Source organism: Staphylococcus simiae (genome assembly GCF_002902085.1).
Classification (GTDB): domain Bacteria; phylum Bacillota; class Bacilli; order Staphylococcales; family Staphylococcaceae; genus Staphylococcus; species Staphylococcus simiae.
Map to the genome: position 1 here is coordinate 1 of NZ_PPQR01000010.1, position 15734 is coordinate 15734.

Consider the following 15734-nt stretch of genomic DNA (forward strand, 5'->3'; position numbering starts at 1 on the left):
GCTATTACAATAACGATTATAACTATTACAATGCATAGAGGTATAGAGACTTATATGTTCCATGCCTATACTTCTATAACTATCATTAAAAAAATTAGAAAGTTTTATCTTATCACCATATTCCTTTTAAAAAAACTCCCTAGATTCATTTTCAGGTTTGTAGAAAGTTAAATAACAAAATAATAATAAAATAAAATTAAATCCACAATACTTTAATTCTTCAAGTAATCTACTCATTTAACTTACTCCCTTTTTTATTAATGATATCAATGAAAAAATAATAAAAATTACATACTTCAAAACTGTTATTTAATTATTCTTAAGTATTAAAATATCTATAAAATTTGATATCTAACATTTTTTCAACTAACATGCTATATTCTACTTAAATCAACCTATATAGAGTTATACAAACTCATCTCTCTCTGCAATACAAGAGGTTTCTCAAAATGAAAAAACGCCACAATTAAGTAATGTTTTCTATCTTGCTGTAAATGATTAATTAGAATTTTAGGGTACTTCTTTTTAAAATAACTTACTCTCTCATTTAATAGTAGAGTTTTTTACATTAGACAACTAGGCATAGAACATAGACACTTACAGATTATTAAACTTTTTATGTTTGCTTAGTCTTATACTTATATTGCAAAGTTTTGATTTTGCAAATTCACTATTAAAGGAGAGCACTGTATAATGAAAATCACAAAAACTGTTGGATCACTAGTCTTAAGTGCTTTTTTATTAACATCTGTTTCACCTTTAGCAAGTGCAGAAGAACAAATTCAAACGCAAAATAGCAATGTTCAACAACCTCAAGATAACAAGACGAATCAACAAACTAATGAAAACAAAAAAGATGTACAAACCTATGTAGGTGGGACTTATCTTACTAAAAAAGCTATTAAGGGTATATTAAATAATAAAGGTAAATTAGTAGGTGTAGTTAAAACTGTTACTGGCAATCAAAAAGCAGCAAATGGCTGTTTCAAAAATTTCGACGCAATTGATGCAGAACTGCGGCCCTTGTTAAAATTATCTGAAGTTCTAGCTAACTCAGTTGCTGATGCAGTGTATAGAGGATTAGTAGAAGCTGGCGTTGAAAAAGGCCTCGCTGGTCAAGTTAAAGTTGCAGTAAAAGAAGGTATTAACTTACTTGTTTAGGAGTGAAAATAATGTTTGAAAATAAAGATGATATAAGGTTACTATATCAAGCAGTTTCAGAACTAGCTGAAATCGTAGGACATCATCCTTACAATACAAAATCAATAAGTCTTTTATGTTTAGATTTAGGTATCACTCTAGATGAATTTGAAAAAGTATTTATGGCATTTACAAGATTGTCTAATAACAAAAGTACTGATGATATGAACATTGAAGAATTTAAATCTATATTAATTGAAAATGTAGATAAATATGACGCAATAACAGACTCTCAAACTTTAAGATTTATAGAAGGATACGCTAGAAATTATATACCTGAATTATTACCATATGCAGAAAAGTTATATCTTGATTTAAGAGTTTAAAAATAAGAGCCCGGGACAAAATGTATTTTACACTTAAATTTAAGCATTTGGCAGTAACTGTCTGGTTTTCAAAACGTTGATAAATCACCATTTTGAAAACCTAGTCAGTCTTGCCGGGGTGGGACTACGAAATAAATTTTATATAAAATTTATTTTTGTCCCACTCTCTTTTAATTTTAACCCTCTAATAGAACATCATTTATAATTTTAGTTCTATTAGGGTTCTTTTTTCGTTTATTCCTCAGCATCTTCTATTTTCTTACTTGCAATTGTTTCAGAACGTTGTGCTTGTTCCACTTGGGACTGGAGTTGAGCGTTTTGTTCGTCGCGTTGTTTAAGTTGACGTTTTTAAATCCTCTAATTCTCGAACTGTCATCTCGTCTGGTGTCTTCGTTTTTCCATTTGATGTAGTATGTTCTTTGGTGCGTTCTGTTATTGTAAGATGGTTATAGCTCATATTGGCACTCCTCGTATATGTTTTTGTAGTTATTAACATCTTACAACAAAGTACCAATCATGGGCATCTTTCATAAAATTTTATAGGTGTTGCACTTAATATTACAATCCGTTATTACAGTTGACACTATTAGTGCAACTGCATAGGGACCCAACACAGAGAAACTGTGAAACAGTTTCAACAAGCAATGCAAGTTGGGCAAGGGACCCAACACAGAAAAATTCTTAGCAAAGAATTTTTACAATAATGTGCAAGTTGGGCAAAAGCTACTAAAGATTAAATATCTAAGTAGCTTTAAATGTGCAAGCTGGGGTGCGAGACTTGAAAAATAATTATACATCATTCCAATTTGGTAGAGAACCAAAAAAAGACGCTTCCCAAAAGTTTAGTCAACTCATGGAAAACGTCTCAAAAGAATTATTTTGAAATCCTGTTTTAGTTCAGCTGAATCAATACAGGATTTTTATTTTTTTGTTTTTTCATGTCATAATTATGTCATTTAAAATAACGAAACACCTTTATACCAATGTTTATGAGTCGTTTTACATCATTCCTGGCATTCCGCCACCCATGCTTGGTTGGTCATTATTTTTATCCGGAATTGATGCTACAACAGCTTCTGTTGTTAAGAACATTGCTGCAACACTTGCTGCATGTTGTAATGCTGAACGTGTTACTTTAGTTGGGTCAACAATACCTTCTTCTAACATATTAACCCATTCATTTGTTGCTGCATTGAATCCAACACCAGTTTCAGCATTTTTTAAGCGTTCAACAATGACTGATCCTTCTAAACCAGCATTTTCAGCAATTTGACGTACAGGTGCAGTTAATGCTTTAAGTACAATATTCACACCAGTTTCTACATCGCCCTCTGCTTCAATAGCACTCACTTTTTGATATACATTAACTAATGCTGTACCACCACCTGCAACAATACCTTCTTCTACTGCTGCACGAGTTGAATTTAATGCATCTTCAATACGTAGTTTACGTTCTTTCAACTCAGTTTCACTTGCTGCACCAACTTTAATAACTGCAACGCCACCAGCTAATTTAGCAAGACGTTCTTGTAGTTTCTCACGATCAAAGTCTGATTCAGTTTCTTCAATTTGTGATTTAAGTTGACTCACACGAGCATCAATACTATTTTCATCTCCGTCACCATCAACTACAGTCGTATTGTCTTTAGTAACTTCAACTTTGTTAGCAGTACCTAACATATCGATTGTGGCATCTTTTAGGTCTAAACCTAAATCATCAGTAATGACTTGTGCACCTGTTAAGATAGCTAAGTCTTCTAACATAGCTTTACGACGATCACCAAAGCCAGGTGCTTTAACTGCTACAGCAGTAAAAGTACCACGCATGCGATTTAATACGATATTAGTTAATGCATCGCCTTCAACTTCATCTGCAACAATTAAAATTGGTCTATTAGATTGTACAATTTGTTCAAGTAAAGGTAAGATATCTTGGAATGAAGAGATTTTCTTATCAGTTACTAAAATATATGGACGTTCTAATTCAGCTACCATTTTATCTGAATCAGTTACCATATATGGTGATTGGTAACCACGATCAAATTGCATACCTTCAACAACTTCTAATTCAGTATTTAAACCATTAGACTCTTCAATCGTTATAACACCATCGTTACCTACTTTTTCCATCGCTTCAGAAATATAACGTCCAATTTCTTCATCTGCAGCAGAAATGGCACCAACTTGAGCAATTTCATTTTTATTTTCTACTTTTTGAGAAATTTCGTGCAAGGCTTCAACAGCAACTTTAACAGCTTTATCAATACCTTGTCGTAAGCCGACTGGATTAGCACCACTTGTAACATTTTTTAGGCCTTCTTGAATCATAGCTTGCGCTAATACTGTTGCAGTAGTAGTACCGTCACCAGCGATTTCATTTGTTTTATTAGCTACTTCTTGTACTAATTTAGCTCCCATATTTTCATAAGGGTCTTCTAATTCAATTTCTTTAGCGATAGTTACACCATCATTTGTGATTAACGGTGCAGTAAACTCTTTATCTAAGACAACATTACGTCCTTTTGGACCAATTGTAACTTTAACAGCATTTGCTAATTGGTCTACTCCACGTAACATTGCTTGACGTGCATCTTCAGAGAATTTTAATTCTTTAACCATATATTAAACCTCCATTAATAAACTAAAATTAATCTTTGTTACCTATTTCTTAAAATTATCTCTATATCTATATCGTAATTATTCAATTACTGCTAAAATGTCTTCTTCATTTAATACTAAGTATGTGTCATCGTTTCTTTTTACTTCTGTGCCAGCATATTGTTGAAAGACAACTCTGTCTCCTTCTTTAACTTCAGGAGTCACTCGTGTTCCATCATTTAATAAGCGTCCGCTTCCAACAGCGACAATAACGCCTTCGTTAGATTTTTCTTTAGCACTATCAGTTAAAACAATACCGCTTTTTGTTGTTTGTTCTTGTTCTTGTTTTTCAATAATCACACGATTTCCAATTGGTTTAAGCATGATTGTTCCTCCTTTATGAACCTGATGTTAGCACTCAACTTTATAGACTGCTAATACAATTTTAATAATAATCAAATTTGGTCAAAATATCAAGCAATAAACGTTGCTAATTAATTTTTTGTACATCATTTCTATTTACGATAAAATAAGTTATAAACATAAATTTGGAGGATAACAATGAAAAGATTTTGGGTATCATTATTAACGGTACTAACTTATGCATTAGCATTATATTTACCTAGTTTTATAATCAAAACAAGTTTCTTCCAACAGTATGAAGGTATGGAACTTGCTAAGATGTCTATATATGTACAATTAGTATTATTTCTAATTGCAGCTATTATTATTATTTTGATTAATCTTAGAATTAAAGACCCCACTCAACTTGAAATGGGACCTAAAGAACCTAGACGCTATGTCGTACCATGGGCGTTAGCTGGTTTTGCTATTGTCATGGTATATCAAGTCATCGTAAGTTTGATCTATACTCAAATCTTTGGACAACAACAAATGAGTCCAAATACTGAAAGATTAATGATGATTGCTAAAAAAATTCCAGTCTTCATTATATTCATTTCAATAGTTGGTCCATTATTAGAAGAATTTGTTTTTAGAAAAGTAATTTTTGGTGAAATTTATAACGCTATTAAAGGCAATCGCGTAGTGAGTTTTTTAATTGCAACTACGGTTAGTTCACTAATATTTGCTTTAGCACATCAAGATTTTAAGTTTATACCTATATATTTTGGTATGGGTATCGTTTTCTCATTAGCTTATGTATGGACAAAACGTTTATCCGTTCCAATCATCATTCATATGCTTCAAAATGGTATTGTTGTTATATTCCAACTTATTGGAGCAGATCGTTTACAAAAGATGCAAGAACAAGCCAATGTTATCTTACATTTAATATTTCACTAAAAAAGAAACGTGATTTCTGCAATCACGTTTCTTTTTTAGCTCTTCTTTTTAAAAACAACAAAATGAGCACAATGACAACTATTACAATCATACCTAATGTCCCTATAATCCAACCTTTATTATCGGTATTAATAGTTGCTGATTTATTATTATTCTGTTGTTCTTTAGTTATTTTAGTATCACCCTGTTGCTGTTTTTTAGTTATTTTATGACTATCTTTATCTTGAGGTTTCTTTAAGTCAGGCATGGAGCCAATTTTACCGGTGATTAACGCTAATACCTGCTCATCCAAATTGTCATAATATCTATTGGCCTTTAGTGGATTGAAATATTGGAATCTAAAATAATCTGTACGTTGTTGAAGTCCATTTAAAGTGTTATTGCCACTAAAGTTTTGTTTACGAACGATATGATAAATATCGCTATCTGAGATGTTTGCTTTATCTTCACCTAATTTATTAATTTGATTAATGATAAATGGATTATATTTTGAAGCACCTGTCGCTATGGCACGAAATCGACTTTGGTCGACATTATTCATCTGTCTATAGTGCTGATTATTATTTGAAGTTGTCAGTTGTCCAGATGAATATGATCCTTGTTGTGGACCACTAGAGCTAAGATGATTTGACTTATTGTTCCAACCATTATTGATTGTTCCTTGTTGGTTTTGAGAATGATTTTGAGATGGATTGGACGATTGGTTAGATTGATGTGCATTTGAGTTATTAGAATGGTTACCACTTTGCTGGCTATTACTTGAGCCATTAGGTTGTGGCCTAGGTTTTACATCTGGATCAGGTTGATTGGGTTTGCCATCATTTTTTGAATCATCAGTATAATGTCCATTTTGATTCTCTATGTCTATATTATGTGAACCACTATCGTTATCGTTATTTGATTGTCCTTTATTGTTTTCATCTTTGTCTTGGTTAGACGGTTTTTTCCCAGTGTCTTGTGTACCTTCACTATCGTGCTGGTTATTTTTATTATCTTGCTTATTAAGAGTTTGAGATTCTTCCCTTGAATTCTCGTTATCTGAAGCATTTTTAATACTGCGATGAGTTGTCTCAATATCATTATCAGATACTGGCTTATCCATTTCATTATCATCATTATTTTGTGATGTTTCGTTGACTGCTGTTTCATTAGTAGCGGCGTCAGCGACTGTACTATAAGTGACATTCCCTAGCGTAATCGTACTAACCAATAACAATGATTTGGCTATTTTATTTATTTTCATTAAGTATAGTCACCCCCACTTATCAATTAAGCTTCACCATAAGTATATTAAAGATTGATAGTATTTGCATTTATATATGAAATTTGAAAATAAATATTAATATTCTTGAAACTTTCGTAATTATCGCTTTACTTTTTTAAGTATAAAATTTATACTTAGTGTATTAATTAATTTGGATTAACAATAAAGGAGACTTAATTTATGGGATTATTTAGTAACGATAATAAAGAAATGACTTTTAATGAAGCTATGGAAGCACGCCGTTCCGTTTATAGCTTAAAAGAAACACTATCTATTAGTGATAATGAATTAGAGGAATTAATTGCACATGCAATCAAACATGTTCCGTCAGCATTCAATTCTCAATCAACACGTATTGTTTTACTATTAAATGATAATAAAGATAAATTCTGGGAAAATGCAAAAGGTATTTTAAAAGAAGCTATGGGTGAAGATCGTGATTTCGAACCTACGCGTCAAAAATTAGATAATTTCAAACATTCTTATGGTACAATTTTATTTTATGAAGACCAAGATGTAGTAAGTGGCTTACAAGAACAAATGCCAAGTTACTACGACAACTTTGCAATTTGGTCTAATCAAACTAATGCTATGCATCAATATGCAATTTGGACAGCTTTAGCAACTAAAGGTATCGGTGCATCATTACAGCACTATAACCCAATTGTAGATGAAGCTACTGCAAATGATTTTGACATCCCAAAATCATGGAAATTAGTAGCTCAAATGCCATTTGGTGATGTACGTGAACCAGCTGGTCAAAAAGAATTCAATCCAATTGAAGATCGTTTCTTTGTTAGAAAATAAACTTTGTTCAACATAAATATTTAAGGTTCTCTCCCAAATTGGACTGATATATAATTATTTTTAAATTATTCACTTTTTATTTATCAGTCCTAAAAAAATAGAGAATCCTATTTAACAACTATAAGTTAGTAATTTTAAGCTAAAGGTGCATGACATCTTTAGCTTTTTTTGCGTTTTGTAACAACTTTTAGTAAGTTTTATATAATAACATTAGAGGATGTGATTCGATGAAAATTCAAATATTGCAATTACCTATTGTTTTTGGTGACACGGACAAAAATGAACAGCAAATACTACATTATTTTAACACTTATATTGACGATGATACCGAAGTAGTTGCTTTACCTGAAATGTGGAATAACGGCTATGATTTAGAAAATTTGAATGCAACAGCTGATAAATCATTACAACGCAGTTTAGCATTTATAAAAAATTTGGCATTAACTTACCATGTTGATATTATTGCTGGATCGGTATCTAACATCAAAGATAACCAAAAGTATAATACTGCATTTGCAGTCACTCGTGCTGGCCAACTAATTAATACTTACGACAAAGTTCATTTAGTCCCAATGCTTAATGAACCTCAATTTTTATCGGCCGGGCAACATGCTGCTGAAGCCTTCAAGCTCTCTAACGGTACTCTAGTAACACAATTAATTTGTTATGATTTACGCTTCCCAGAGATATTAAGATATCCTGCACGTCAAGGTGCTAATATTGCTTTTTATGTTGCTCAATGGCCTACTGCACGTGTCAAACATTGGCATGCTTTGTTAAAAGCTAGAGCGATTGAAAATAATATGTATGTTATTGGGATTAATGGCTGTGGCTTTGATGGATATACTGAATATGCTGGTCAATCTATCGTTATTGATCCTAATGGAGAAACGATAGCTTCTTTAGATCAACACCCCAATTGTTTAACAGTTGATGTAAATTTAGAAAAAGTAGAACAACAAAGGCAAGCTATTCCAGTATTTGACAGTATCAAAGTCAATTTATATAAATAAAAAGTCGCGAGCTTGGGAGGGGCTCGCGACTTAAATCTTATTATTAAGGGAATGTTTTACAGTTATTTTTCAATCTATTTTTTGGGGATGTTATTAATTATGAAAAAAATTTTATCAATAATGATAAATCGATATTGTTTACAATAGCATATTTGCTATGACTAATTAACGTATCTGTTAAGTAGTATGTTACATAGTACGTGGTCAAATAATGTTGACGCTTACTAACAAATGCTACTCACTCATTAGTATAGTGTTTGTTATCAAGTTGGGAAGTCTTCATAACAAATCATCATTGTACTATACGAAATGGAATTTCTAAGTAATTAACATTAATCTTCTTATTTTGAGAATTTATTTACTGTGTCGATAATCCATTTTACTAAGTCACCGATTGTTGAAATGATATCTGCTGCCATTGAAATCACTCCTTCCTTAATGTAAGTAAGATTAAACTTTAAAATTAAACAACTCATCAACTATTTTCCATCACATCTCTGTGATCTATTTATATTAAAACATGAATTTCGTATAGTTTTTTAAATCTTTCGTAACTAATCAATTTTTATTCTTAACTGTTATTTTATTTATGCTAAAATATTATTTATAAATTACTTTTAACAGTTAAGTATACTTTTTCAACAGTTAGGCATTCTTAGCAAAAAAGGTTGTACCAAATTGTATAATGTGACTAAGGAGAGTGGTGACAAATTGAACTACATTGACAACAAAATAAACCAATTTGCCACTTATCTTCAAAAAAGAAACAATTTAGATCATATACAGTTTCTGAAAATACGTTTAGGTTTGCAAGTTGTAGTAAGTAACATAAATAAGACTATTGTTACTTATGGTATCGCCATATTAATGCATATGTTTTGGTATACATTAGTTATGCACATTGCTTATATGATGCTGCGATTCCACGCACATGGTGCTCATGCTAAATCAGCATTGCTATGCTATATCCAAAATATTATTATTTTCATATTATTACCTTGGCTAATAATTCATCTAGACATTAATATGTGGATTTATTATATATTGACTCTTATAGGATTAGTCATAGTTGTCACTTATGCACCAGCAGCTACTAAAAAGCAACCTATACCCAAACGCTTAGTTAATAGGAAAAGAATATTTTCCATATCTATATACATTATACTTTCTATATTATCATTAATGATTAAACAACCTTTTGCACAATTAATCGTTTTAGGGTTGTTAATTGAATGTATTTCACTATTACCTATTTTCTTTACTAAGGAGGAAACATAATGGCTACATTAATTAACTTATTCTTAAATTTATTTACTTTTATTATTGAAAGAGTCGGCAATGTTGCAGCATATTCTTTATGTTCATTATGGTATGATGAACCAGAAGTACCTGAAGAATTAACTAAATTACATGAATAAATAATTAGAAAGTGTGAAAAATATGGATGTTTTAAATTTTTTTCCATTAGCTATTCTTCAAATTGTATTAATCTTTTTAATAACAAAAATCATTAGTGACATTCATTATAGTAAAAGGGATTATGCTATTATTTTAGCAATTATAATCCCTTCTACTATTTTACATTACTTTTTTGGTAACATAATTTTAATTTTAGTATTTATTGTAATGCTTTTATTTTTCTATACAAAAATAAAAGCTTATGCCGTTATAACTGTTTTATTAAGTCAATTAATTATGTATGTAACAAACTATATTAATTTAATTGTCTTTTTATCTATATTATCAAATTCTAAAAGTACCTTTTTCTTGGTCTTTGCCTATATAATGATATTTACTATTATTCCAATTAGCTTAGCCTATTTAATCAAATTAATTATTAATCGCTTAAAAAATACATATCTAGCTTCTAATAAAACATATTTATCTTTAATTGCAATTGTTGCTTTCATTATCTTATGTTTTTTCTATGCTTATTCTCATATTGATAGTGATAAATCAGCAATATTAAAAAACTATTCAATTTTCTTCTTAGGTATCATCCTATTCATGTGTGTTATTATTTTCATTTTTTCACAATTCACACTAAAAGAAATGAAATATAAGCGTAATCAAGAAGAAATTGAAACTTACTATGAATATACATTGCGTATTGAAGCAATTAATAACGAAATGCGTAAATTCCGTCATGACTATATTAATATTCTTAGTACACTTTCTGAATATATCCGTGAAGATGATATGCCTGGTTTACGTCGCTACTTCAATCAAAATATTGTACCTATGAAGGATAATATTCAAATGAATGCTATCAAACTTAACGGTATTGAAAATTTAAAAATTCGTGAAATTAAAGGCTTAATCACTGCCAAAATATTGCGGGCACAAGAAATGAACATTCCAATTAGCATCGAAGTACCTGAAGAAATGAATCATATCGATATGAATATGATTGATTTAAGTCGAAGTATAGGAATTATTTTGGACAATGCCATTGAAGCATCGAATGAAATTGATGACCCTATTATTCGTGTTGCCTTTTTAGAAGATAGTGGCACGATTACTTTTATCGTGATGAATAAATGTCGCGATGATATTCCACGAATTCATGAATTGTTCCAAGAGAATTTTTCAACCAAGGGTCAAAACAGAGGTTTAGGCCTATCAACATTAAAAGAAATTGCCGACAAATCAGATAATGTACTATTAGATACAACTATTGAAAATGGCTTCTTTATTCAAAAAGTTGAAATTATTAATAACCAATCGTAAGGATGTGTGCTTATGAAAATTTTCATTTGTGAAGATGACCCAAAACAACGAGAAAATATGGTAACAATTATTAAGAATTACATTATGATAGAAGAAAAACCAATGGAAATTGCTCTGGCAACTGATGATCCTTATGAAGTACTTGAACATTCTAAAAATATGACAGATATTGGTTGCTACTTTTTAGATATACAATTAGCCTCTGATATTAACGGTATCAAATTAGGTAGTGAAATACGTAAACATGATCCCGTTGGTAATATTATCTTTGTTACTAGTCATAGTGAACTAACTTATCTTACTTTTGTCTATAAAGTGGCTGCCATGGACTTTATCTTTAAAGATGACCCTGCAGAGTTAAAAACTAGAATTATTGATTGCCTTGAAACTGCGCATACGAGATTACAATTATTATCTAAAGAAAGTAACGTTGAAACAATCGAACTTAAGCGTGGTAGTAATTCTGTTTATGTTCAATATGATGATATTATGTTCTTCGAATCATCGACGAAATCTCATCGCTTAATTGCACATTTAGATAATCGTCAAATTGAATTTTATGGTAATTTAAAAGAATTGAGTCAATTAGATGATCGTTTCTTCCGATGTCACAATAGTTTCGTTGTCAATCGTCACAACATTGAATCTATAGACTCTAAAGAACGTATCGTTTACTTCAAAAATAAAGAACATTGTTATGCTTCAGTGCGAAATATTAAAAAAATATAGTTTGATGCTGAAAGTCATACATTAACACGGTTTAAAAGCATCAAAAAGACCATCAATGACTTGTACATTGATGGTCTCTTTTTGATGTTATAATTAAAAATTGTAACGTTTAAATTTAATTTATAACTTCTGCTAACGTTGGTAAACTTTCGATAGCTCCATATTCAGTTGTTACTTTTGCTGCCACTTTATTACTAAACGCTAAAATTTCTTGACCTTCATTTTCAAATAACGTAGTCAAATCTTTAGTATTTGATGCTAACAATTTACTAATGACAGCCCCAATAAATGCATCACCTGCACCTGTTGTATCAACAGCTGTTACTTTAAATCCTTCATGACTGATAGTTTGTCCATTTTTTAAGTAAGCAACTGCCCCGTCCTTACCTTTAGTATAAATGACTACTTCAACATTACCTTTAAATAATGACTGTATCGCTTCGTCTTCATCTTTGATACCTGTTATAAACGCTAACTCTTCATCTGAAACTTTAACTATATGAGCGTAAGGGATAAATTCCAATATAGCGCGACGACAATCTTCTGGGTCATCCCATAATGGTAAACGTACATTGGGGTCAAAGACTACTGTACCCTTTGCAGCAAGCATGTTATCAATCATCGCATGGTGCGCCTGTTTCATAGGACTTTCAACTAAATCTACAGAACAAAAATGCATAATATCTTGTGAAGTCAATTGTAATTCTGCAATATTATCTTCATGATATAGCATATCTGCAGATGGTTTACGATAAAATGAAAAATCACGTTGTCCATCTTCAGCTAAACTAACGAAAGCTAATGCTGTGTTAGCTTCATCTGTACGTTTAATATACGATACATCAACTCCAATGTCAGCGATTGTTTCAATGATACGATCACCAAAAGCATCATTACCTAATTGTGTAATCATATGCGCTTGCTGACCTAATTTTTGAACTGCGCATGCAACATTACAAGGTGCACCTCCAACTTGTCTAGAAAATGTAGCTACATCTTTTAATTTTACATTCGTTGTATTGGGAATAAAATCGATTAATGCTTCACCGATAGCATATAAACGTCTCATTAAATATCATTCCTTAAGTCATATTTGGTAAATTGTAAATAAACTTGTCCAGTTTCAGTTGATGTCTTAATGCCAATAGCATCCTCACTTGGGAAAATTCTTGATGAAAGTACTCGTTCGCCATCATTACAGAATATTTCAATACTTGAAGTATCAACAAAAATTTGTAATTTTTTTAATGGTGTATCTAGCACAGTACTTCTTGTCATATCTTCTACATTGGCTGGTAATAAACCACTTTCTGATCTATCAAATGTCACTTTATTTTCTTCTTTATTATAAGCAATCACTGTTGAAGTTGTTTTAGATGTACGTAATTCAAAATAAATTTCTGTAGCATCATTTTCTAATACATCGATGATTAACTCATATTGTTTACCTTCATATGGATGTAATTTACGGGTAAATTTATTGGCATATCCTAATGCTGTTTCTTTATTATGACGTAGTTTCTCTAAAGCTTTATATGGACGTTGCTTTAATTTACCGTCTTCTATTGTTAATTCTCTTGGTATTGTTAAACAATGCGCCCAACCTTCTTGATCAGTTGGATATTCTATTTCAGGTAATCCCATCCATCCGATTAAAATACGTTGACCATTTTCATCAGTAAACGTTTGTGGTGCATAAAAATCAAATCCACGGTCTAATTCAATAAATGATTGATGGTCAAATGTTAACGTATCAATGTCAAAATCGCCTATCATGTAACCGGATTGATAAATATTACGATATTTGTCATTATCAGCTTCTAAGCCTTGCGGACACATCAACATAACATCATAACCATCTAATTTAAAGTAATCGGGACATTCCCACATATAGCCAAAATTTGTTAAATGTGTCTTGATTTCTCCTAGTAGTTTCCAATTTACAATATCATCTGTGGCATATAATAATAATCGACCTTGTTCTTCATTATTTTGAGCAGCTAAAATGGCATAATATCGATCATCAATTTTAAAGACTTTCGGATCTCTAAAATGACTCGTATATCCTTCTGGTTGCTGACTAATCACGGGTTTGGGAAACTTTTCAATTGTACCATCCTCTGCCATACGTGCAATCATTTGACTTGAATGTCTATTCCAATCACTATCTCTATGATTGCCAGTGTACATATAATATAAATGGTCATTATATTCAAAAGCACTACCACTATAGACTCCATGACTATCATATTTAGTATCTGGCTTTAATATAGGACCATGCGGCTCAAATGATACTAAATCTTTACTAGTATAGTTATACCAATACTTTAAGCCGTGAACTGCGCCTAATGGAAACCATTGATGGGATACATAATATGTCCCTTTATAATAAATTAAACCATTTGGATCATTTAATAACCCAGTTTCTGGCTGTATATGAAACGTTTGTCTAAATTTTGATTGATCGACTTTACGTTTTAAGTCTTTAAAAAATGCTACATCAACATCTTCTATACGTCGATATCTCTCTTCTCTTGTCCAATCTGTCATGATTGTTGTACAGTCCTCCTTTAATAGATTATGTTTTAATCAATTATCATCTATTATAACAAAGATTTAACACATCATTTATGATTTATTCATTCTTATTATAATACATTTGGTATCGGTTCCAAAATAAATTCAAAAATAAAGCGCCTATGCTTTAACATTTATTGTGACGCTATAAGGCGGATGTTCTTTATTTAATAACTGTTGAATTTCTTCAATCGCGCGTTGTCCCGCTTCAAAATAATTAAAATGTACCGTCTTAATTGAAGGTGATACTAACTGTGTCATAGGATCTCCACCAAAACCATAAACTTGTTGTGGTTTAAGTTGCGTATCGTTATCCGAACAATATTTATATATAGCTAATGCTATCGTATCTGTAGCACCAACAATTGCATCTGCATAACTAATATGTTGCAGTTTTGCTGACACATCTAGCTTTGCATCCATATAGTTAAATACGGTTTCATGAACACGAGGTTTAATATGATATTCTTGTAATTTATCTAATAAACCATTTTTTCTATTTATACCTATGGCGATATCATTTTCACTAACACTAAACACTTCTACATCTTTATAGCCTTGTTGACCTATCCATTCGCTAACAATTTGCCCAGCCATATAATCATTATGAATAATACTATGCAATAATTCATGTTGCTGACCTACAATAACAACTGGAATATCAATTTTTTGAATGGCCTCTATATGTTGATCTGTGATGTCAGTTGCCATTAAGACAATACCATCAACTTTACTACGTGCAAATGTTTCTAACGCTGTAATCTCAGCATTAATATCCAATCCTGTATAGTTCAATAATAGTTGTGATTGCAATTGTTGACATTGCACTGCTAACCCTTTAACCGTCTCGTCAACGGCAAAGGAATTCATTCTTGGAATGATTGCGCCGATGAGGTGAGTTTGTTTAGCTCTCAAACTTTGTGCAAATTGGTTGGGCTGATAATCGTTATCTGCAATAATTTTGGTTAATTTTTCGCTGGTTTCTTTACTAACTGAACCATTATTTAAAAATCTTGAAACTGTACTTTTAGATACTCCTGCAATTCTTGCAATGTCTGAAATCGTCTTCATTTTAATCACCTGTCATTTTTTGTAGCACTTGTGTATATTTTAGCATATCTGTAACCGCTTTAAGTAACTTTTTATGTTAGCTTTGTCAATTCCAACCTAAAAAGAGATTCTAAG

The 15734-nt window shown here is 31.2% G+C and carries 16 protein-coding genes and 1 pseudogene; 9 read left to right on the plus strand and 8 right to left on the minus strand.

Annotated features, from left to right (window positions below):
• Positions 1 to 693: 693 nt before the first annotated feature.
• The gene (locus tag CD113_RS01450; protein WP_002461558.1) at positions 694 to 1161 is read left to right on the plus strand and encodes a hypothetical protein; all 468 of its coding nucleotides are present in this window, start codon (positions 694 to 696) and stop codon (positions 1159 to 1161) included.
• An 11-nt stretch (positions 1162 to 1172) separates the two neighbouring features.
• Positions 1173 to 1526 carry a hypothetical protein gene (locus CD113_RS01455; RefSeq protein WP_002461559.1) on the plus strand — a complete coding sequence of 118 codons (354 nt, stop codon included), beginning with the start codon at positions 1173 to 1175 and terminating at the stop codon, positions 1524 to 1526.
• 240 nt (positions 1527 to 1766) lie between these two features.
• Here CD113_RS01455 and CD113_RS13015 read toward each other — a convergent pair.
• From CD113_RS13015 to groES, 3 genes and pseudogenes are all read right to left on the minus strand, one after another.
• Positions 1767 to 1959, minus strand: a pseudogene (locus tag CD113_RS13015) (hypothetical protein); the annotation flags it as partial.
• Between the two features lie 566 nt (positions 1960 to 2525).
• Entirely contained in the window at positions 2526 to 4145 is a 1620-nt protein-coding gene (groL, locus tag CD113_RS01465) for a chaperonin GroEL (protein ID WP_002464797.1), read from the minus strand.
• Between the two features lie 78 nt (positions 4146 to 4223).
• Positions 4224 to 4508, minus strand: a complete 285-nt coding sequence (gene groES / locus CD113_RS01470) for a co-chaperone GroES (protein WP_002464796.1) — start codon at positions 4506 to 4508, stop codon at positions 4224 to 4226.
• Positions 4509 to 4685: 177 nt separating this feature from the next.
• Here groES and mroQ point away from each other — a divergent pair, with 177 nt between their 5' ends.
• Positions 4686 to 5429: an intramembrane glutamic endopeptidase MroQ gene (mroQ, locus tag CD113_RS01475; protein WP_002464795.1), complete on the plus strand. Its 744-nt coding sequence runs from the start codon at positions 4686 to 4688 to the stop codon at positions 5427 to 5429.
• Positions 5430 to 5451: 22 nt separating this feature from the next.
• On the opposite strand, the gene CD113_RS01480 is transcribed toward mroQ, so the two are convergent.
• Positions 5452 to 6672, minus strand: coding sequence for an SdrH family protein (locus CD113_RS01480; RefSeq protein ID WP_002464794.1), 1221 nt, complete (start codon positions 6670 to 6672; stop codon positions 5452 to 5454).
• Positions 6673 to 6873: 201 nt separating this feature from the next.
• On the opposite strand from CD113_RS01480, the gene CD113_RS01485 reads away from it, so the two are divergent.
• Entirely contained in the window at positions 6874 to 7500 is a 627-nt protein-coding gene (locus CD113_RS01485; RefSeq protein ID WP_002464793.1) for a nitroreductase family protein, read from the plus strand.
• A gap of 227 nt (positions 7501 to 7727) precedes the next feature.
• Positions 7728 to 8513, plus strand: a complete 786-nt coding sequence (locus tag CD113_RS01490) for a carbon-nitrogen family hydrolase (RefSeq protein ID WP_002464792.1) — start codon at positions 7728 to 7730, stop codon at positions 8511 to 8513.
• 341 nt (positions 8514 to 8854) lie between these two features.
• Here the strand turns inward: CD113_RS01490 and hld are convergent, their stop codons facing one another.
• A complete protein-coding gene (hld, locus tag CD113_RS01495; RefSeq protein WP_002464791.1) occupies positions 8855 to 8932 on the minus strand; it encodes a delta-hemolysin in 78 nt (25 codons plus the stop codon).
• 292 nt (positions 8933 to 9224) lie between these two features.
• Here hld and CD113_RS01500 point away from each other — a divergent pair, with 292 nt between their 5' ends.
• The 4 genes from CD113_RS01500 to agrA are packed head-to-tail and all read left to right on the plus strand — an operon-like array spanning position 9225 to position 11972.
• The gene (locus tag CD113_RS01500) at positions 9225 to 9791 is read left to right on the plus strand and encodes an accessory gene regulator AgrB (RefSeq protein WP_002464790.1); all 567 of its coding nucleotides are present in this window, start codon (positions 9225 to 9227) and stop codon (positions 9789 to 9791) included.
• Positions 9791 to 9931, plus strand: a complete 141-nt coding sequence (gene agrD / locus CD113_RS01505) for a cyclic lactone autoinducer peptide AgrD (protein ID WP_002464789.1) — start codon at positions 9791 to 9793, stop codon at positions 9929 to 9931. The genes CD113_RS01500 and agrD overlap by 1 nt, the downstream gene beginning before the upstream one ends.
• Positions 9932 to 9953: 22 nt before the next feature.
• Positions 9954 to 11243, plus strand: a complete 1290-nt coding sequence (gene agrC / locus CD113_RS01510) for a quorum-sensing sensor histidine kinase AgrC (protein ID WP_002464788.1) — start codon at positions 9954 to 9956, stop codon at positions 11241 to 11243.
• 12 nt (positions 11244 to 11255) lie between these two features.
• Positions 11256 to 11972 (plus strand): quorum-sensing response regulator AgrA, encoded by a 717-nt coding sequence (agrA, locus tag CD113_RS01515; RefSeq protein ID WP_002464787.1) that lies wholly within the window; start codon positions 11256 to 11258, stop codon positions 11970 to 11972.
• A gap of 115 nt (positions 11973 to 12087) precedes the next feature.
• Here agrA and CD113_RS01520 read toward each other — a convergent pair whose 3' ends face one another.
• The 3 genes from CD113_RS01520 to CD113_RS01530 form a co-directional block, all read right to left on the minus strand.
• Positions 12088 to 13041 carry a carbohydrate kinase family protein gene (locus CD113_RS01520; protein WP_002464786.1) on the minus strand — a complete coding sequence of 318 codons (954 nt, stop codon included), beginning with the start codon at positions 13039 to 13041 and terminating at the stop codon, positions 12088 to 12090.
• Entirely contained in the window at positions 13041 to 14522 is a 1482-nt protein-coding gene (locus CD113_RS01525) for a sucrose-6-phosphate hydrolase (RefSeq protein ID WP_002464785.1), read from the minus strand. Before CD113_RS01525 ends, CD113_RS01520 begins: the two co-directional genes overlap by 1 nt.
• A gap of 147 nt (positions 14523 to 14669) precedes the next feature.
• Positions 14670 to 15620: a LacI family DNA-binding transcriptional regulator gene (locus CD113_RS01530; protein ID WP_002464784.1), complete on the minus strand. Its 951-nt coding sequence runs from the start codon at positions 15618 to 15620 to the stop codon at positions 14670 to 14672.
• Between the last annotated feature and the right edge of the window lie 114 nt (positions 15621 to 15734).